The 4,558-nt window shown below is 67.4% G+C and carries 3 protein-coding genes; 1 reads left to right on the top strand and 2 read right to left on the bottom strand.

Going from position 1 to position 4,558, the window contains the following annotated elements; all coding sequences use genetic code 11:
- Positions 1-63: 63 nt before the first annotated feature.
- Positions 64-708: a class I SAM-dependent DNA methyltransferase gene (locus tag ABT095_RS38535; protein WP_502885143.1), complete on the top strand. Its 645-nt coding sequence runs from the start codon at positions 64-66 to the stop codon at positions 706-708.
- 32 nt (positions 709-740) lie between these two features.
- On the opposite strand, the gene ABT095_RS38530 is transcribed toward ABT095_RS38535, so the two are convergent.
- Positions 741-3,191: a tyrosine-type recombinase/integrase gene (locus ABT095_RS38530; RefSeq protein WP_350534300.1), complete on the bottom strand. Its 2,451-nt coding sequence runs from the start codon at positions 3,189-3,191 to the stop codon at positions 741-743.
- Entirely contained in the window at positions 3,188-4,483 is a 1,296-nt protein-coding gene (locus ABT095_RS38525) for a tyrosine-type recombinase/integrase (RefSeq protein WP_350534299.1), read from the bottom strand. The genes ABT095_RS38530 and ABT095_RS38525 overlap by 4 nt, the downstream gene beginning before the upstream one ends.
- Positions 4,484-4,558: the final 75 nt, after the last annotated feature.

The raw sequence follows: 4,558 nt of genomic DNA, 5'->3' as shown, positions 1-4,558 counted from the left end.
TTCTCCGAACTAGCCGTCACGCTGCTTGATGACTCGGGTAGCGTGCGGTCAGTGGCGACGGGACTGAATGCAGATGACTGGCTGGCAGATACGCGGACGTCTTATGACACTGTGGCTGCAAGTTACGCAGAGCTGACACGTCACCTCTTGGACGAAACACCCGAAGAGCGCGCGGTCTTGGCCCTGTTTGCCGACCTCGTGCATGCCCATGGTGGCGGCCCGGTCGCGGACGTGGGGTGCGGGACCGGCAGGATCACAGGCCACCTGCGGAAGCTGGACCTGGATGCGTTCGGCATCGATCTGTCACCTGGAATGATCGAGGTGGCCCGTCGTGATCACCCTGGTGTGCGGTTCGTTCTCGGCTCCATGACCGATCTCACCCTGGGCGACGCCTCGGTGGCTGGCCTGATCGCCTGGTACTCACTGATCCACGTTCCTGACGTCGAAATCAGCTCGGTCCTTGGGCATTTCCACCGAGTGCTCCGGCCCGGTGGGCCGTTGCTGCTCAGCTTCCATATCGGTGACGAGTCGCGGTTGAAGACTGAGGGCTATGGCGGGCACCCGATGAAGGTCTATGTCCATCGTCGGCAGCATGACCAGACGATCGAGTGGCTCAACGAAGCCGGCTTCGTCGTCGAGACGCACAAGACTCTCACCTCTGCCGAGAGCAAGCTGGGAGGGATCATCCTCGCGCGTCGTCAGCCCTGAGGGGCTCCGCCAGTCGCCTGGCGGAGCCGGGATCAGGTGGCTCGTGCAGCGATCTCGCCGAACGATGGCATTCCTAGGTAGATCGACTGCCTTGCCCTTGCCGTCTGCGCATCCATCTGGGCGAGCTTGTCCTTGGCCCCTTCCAGGCTGACCTCCAGGCCCTTCACGTCGCCGAGCCAGCCTTCTCGCTGGGCCTCGGCGATGCGGTCGACGAGGTTGTCCCTGATCTCGACCAGTCGCCGTCGTTCGCCCGGGTCGGGTCGGAGCATCGGGCAGCGGATGCAGGCGTGCTCATGGATGCATGCTGTTCCGAATGATCGTCCGCAGGCGCCGATGGAGAGCTTGCGGAGCTCGAAGTGCCCCAGGAAGTCGTTCCATTCGGCGTCCGTCGGCCTGCGGTACTCCTCGCTGGGACGGGTCGACCGGCGCCGAGCGATGAACGCGCGATGGGCCTCGATGGCCTCCGTGGGGTAGATCGCCTTGTAGCGCATGGTGGTCGAGATGTCGTCGTGGCCGGCGATGACCTGTGCGATGTGGGGCGGCAGGCCGTTCATGATGGCGTCGGTGATGAAGATCCTTCGGAAGTCGTGGGGCTGGTAGTTGAGCGGCTGGCCGGTGTTGTCGGTCAGGCCGGCGAAGTCGAGGGTCTCGTTGAGGGCCCGGCGGATCGTGGTCTGGGAGATGGACCTGTCCTGGCCGCCCGTGCGCCACTGGAACAGCAGCGGCATGGGCGGGTTCCAGACCCTCTCGGCATGGTCGTAGGAGCGGACGAGCGGGACGGTCCCGGAGGCGTCGCGGATTCGGCAGACGATGGCGCTGAGCACGTCGGCCAGCTCGGGGCTGACGAGCAGGAGTCGCTCCTGGTCGGTCTTCGAGGGGGCGATCTGCAGGAGAGGAACGAGCTCCCCGGTGGTGGGGAGCGTGTACTGGGTGATGCTGTGGTGGCTCACCTCCAGCATCTCCTCGATCCGGACGCCGGTGTGGCGGAGGAACTCCACCGTCGCCCAGGCCCAGAAGGCCCGGTGCTCGGCATAGCCGAACGTGCACCGACGTCCTTCCTGGTTGTAGACGGTGTTGGCGGCGACGCCATCGGACCAGCGGGGGTGCTTGACGCGGGTGTAGGTCTTGCCGAGGACCGTGAACGTGGCTCCGGGCGCGACCTCAAGAGCCGCCAGGTGCCGTGTCCTGGCCTCCTTGCGTTGCTGGTCCGCGGCCTGGACCAGGGTGGGCAGGACCGGAAGCCGTTCCCGGGTTCGCTGGTCGGCCTTCGCCTTCTGCCGCTTGGCGTGCTTCTTGTGGGCCAGCTCCGATTCCTTGATCGGGTTGGGTGCCACCCAGGGCCCCCACCGTCCCGGTTCCTCGGCCGCCCACTGCGAGATGTCGAGGTAGAACGCGCGGACGAGGTTCAGCACCGCGATGGCGCTCTGCCGTTCGGTGGTGATCTCGATGAAGCTGCCGTCGGGCTGCCGCTTGCGGCGTGTCTTGGTGCGGATGCGCTCCTTCCAGGCGGTCGCGATGTTCTTCGGAAGTCGTAGGGAGTCGATCCCTGGGTGGTGACGTTCAAGGTCGGCCCAGAACAGCTGGGCGAGGTTGCGCGACAGGCCCTCCAGGGACGTGTAGTCCAGGGCCGCTTGGCGTTCGGTGAGGTAATCCACGATCACGTCGCGGACCGGGCGGCACTGCAGGTTGTAGCGGTCCACCAGCTCTTCGACGCTGACCTGGCCGGCCCGCCGCTTGAAGTCGCGGAGGGTGGCCGGTGCATCCGGCGGGAGGACCTCCAGTTCCTTGAGCCAGAGGTAGAACAGCGACCGGCCGGCGCCGGAGGCCATGACCTCTGTCTCGATGCCGCGCAGTTCAAGGCAGTCACCGACGGTGATGTCGCGGACCTTGCCGCCCTTGGCCAGGATGATCGTGGCGATCTGGTTGCGGGCTTGCAGGCCGAGCTTGGCGTCCCAGATGCCCGGGGCGGCCTGTGCTTCCAGGGCGGCGAAGCCGTCCGGGTCGCGGTGCTCGGCCACGATCTGGCGCATGTGCCGCGAGCGGCGGGTCAGCAGCCAGGCCGCGTCGGGCCGGATCACGTCCGCGCAGGCCAGCCCGAGGATTCCGGCTCGCAGGACGCCGTCGGGGACTGGGGCCAGGTGCTGTCGGACCCAGGCTTCGAGGTCGGGCAGGCCGGCGGCGAAGTTCTTGTCCAACGGGCTGTTGCGCCAACGCTGTTGCCAGTTCTCGCCGTCGAACTGCTCAAGCCACCGCATCACGTGGCAGGCCCCGCGCCAACGGGTGTAGCGCGTGTTTTTCGCGGTGTCCTTGAACAGCTCGTTCAGCCGGTCGAGAACGGTGTCGCTGTCGGCCGTGGTCTCCGACCAGGTCTCCGGGACGGGCCGAGGCGGGTAGGCCTTCTGCAGGGCCTTGTAGTGCGATCCGTGGAGCGCGAGAACAGGGCCTTGAGCTGGCACTTTAGCCAGCAGCGTCGTGCTCGTCATGACCGGCCGAACAGGACGTCCAGGCTCGCCGCGTTGTAGCCCGGGGCCGGAGGCCTCGGCGCAGGGAGCTTCCCGGCGGCCTGGCGGGCGTGGTGTGCGAGCAACTGCTCGACGATCTCGTCCTGGCTGGCCGCGAGGTAGATCTCCGTGGTGGACAGGTGAGCGTGGTTGAGGACCCACTGGACGTCGGTGAGCGACAGCTCGGGGTCGCGGGCCATGCGGTAGGCGGCGGTGTGCCGCAGGTCGTGAAGGGTCCAGTTCGACCCGAGGAGCTCGTTGGCCCGGTTGAACATGGCCCTGGCTGCGTCGTAGTTCAACGGGCGCCAGGGCCGCCTCAGCGTCCACCAGAGGGTCTGGTGGCGCCCCTGGGGCACCCCGGCCCGCCGGGCCTCTTCCTGGGCCAGGCGAAGCCAGACGAACGCGTCCGTGGAGGCGGGGACCTCCTGATACTCGCGGCTGCCCTTGCGGATCACGCCGATCAGCTGCTGGCCCGGATGCGCGTCCTTGGTCTTGCTGCCGAGCAGTTCCTCGGCCCGGACTCCGGTGGAGACCCAGAAGGCCAGCAGGGCCCGGTCCCGGTTGTGGTTCAGCGCGGCGAACAGGGCGTTGAACAGCTCGTCGGGGATCCGCTTCGGGATCCGCTTGGGCACGGTCGGGCGGTAGCGGCCAGTCCGCTCGTTGAGGAAGACCTCCATGGGGTTGTGGTGGGCGTTCGGCCGTGCCGCCGCCTGGGCCCGGCGGGAGCGGCGGGAGCGGTCGAGCGGGAACGGGTTGAGCAGCGGCCCGGCGCCCTCTTCGCAGTGGAAGTCGTAGAACAGCCGGATGGCCGTCTCGCTGTGGGCCCTGGTCGTCGGCGCGTACTTCTCGCCCGGACCGGCCTTGCCCGTCACCGGGTTCGGGGTGCCGCGGTCCGGCCGGCTCTGCTTCGGGATCCCGCCGGGCGGCAACCCGAACTTCTCGTAGCGCCAGTGCAACCGCACTGGCTTGTCTGCGAGTTGGAGCCAGCGGGAGAAGTCCCGGGCATCAGCCCGAGTCGCCTTGTCCCACGGGATCTCCAGCTTCCACAGGAACCTGTGCCACCGCAGGAGGTCCATGCCGTACGACCGGATCGTGCCCGGCGGCTTGGAGCATGCCTGCAGTTCAGCAAACCAGTCGGCCACCGGCTCCACGACGACGCCAGCAGGGTCAAGCAGCCTGTACGGCTCCTCGGCCTTGCCCGTCTCCGCCAGGCGGCCGGTCTGCGGCACGGTCAGGTTCGCGAGGTCTCTGCGGAGCGCTTCAGATGAGTTCACGAACGGGCTAACGGAGGAGCCCTCATAAGGTCACTGACCTGCGAAAACGACGTAGTTAGTTCGGTCAACAGGCAG

The sequence above is a fragment of the Kitasatospora sp. NPDC002227 genome, from assembly GCF_040296285.1.
In the GTDB taxonomy this organism is placed as follows: Bacteria; Actinomycetota; Actinomycetes; order Streptomycetales; family Streptomycetaceae; genus Kitasatospora.
The sequence above is the reverse complement of the archived record's forward strand: the minus strand, read 5'-3'. Positions and strand labels throughout refer to the sequence as shown.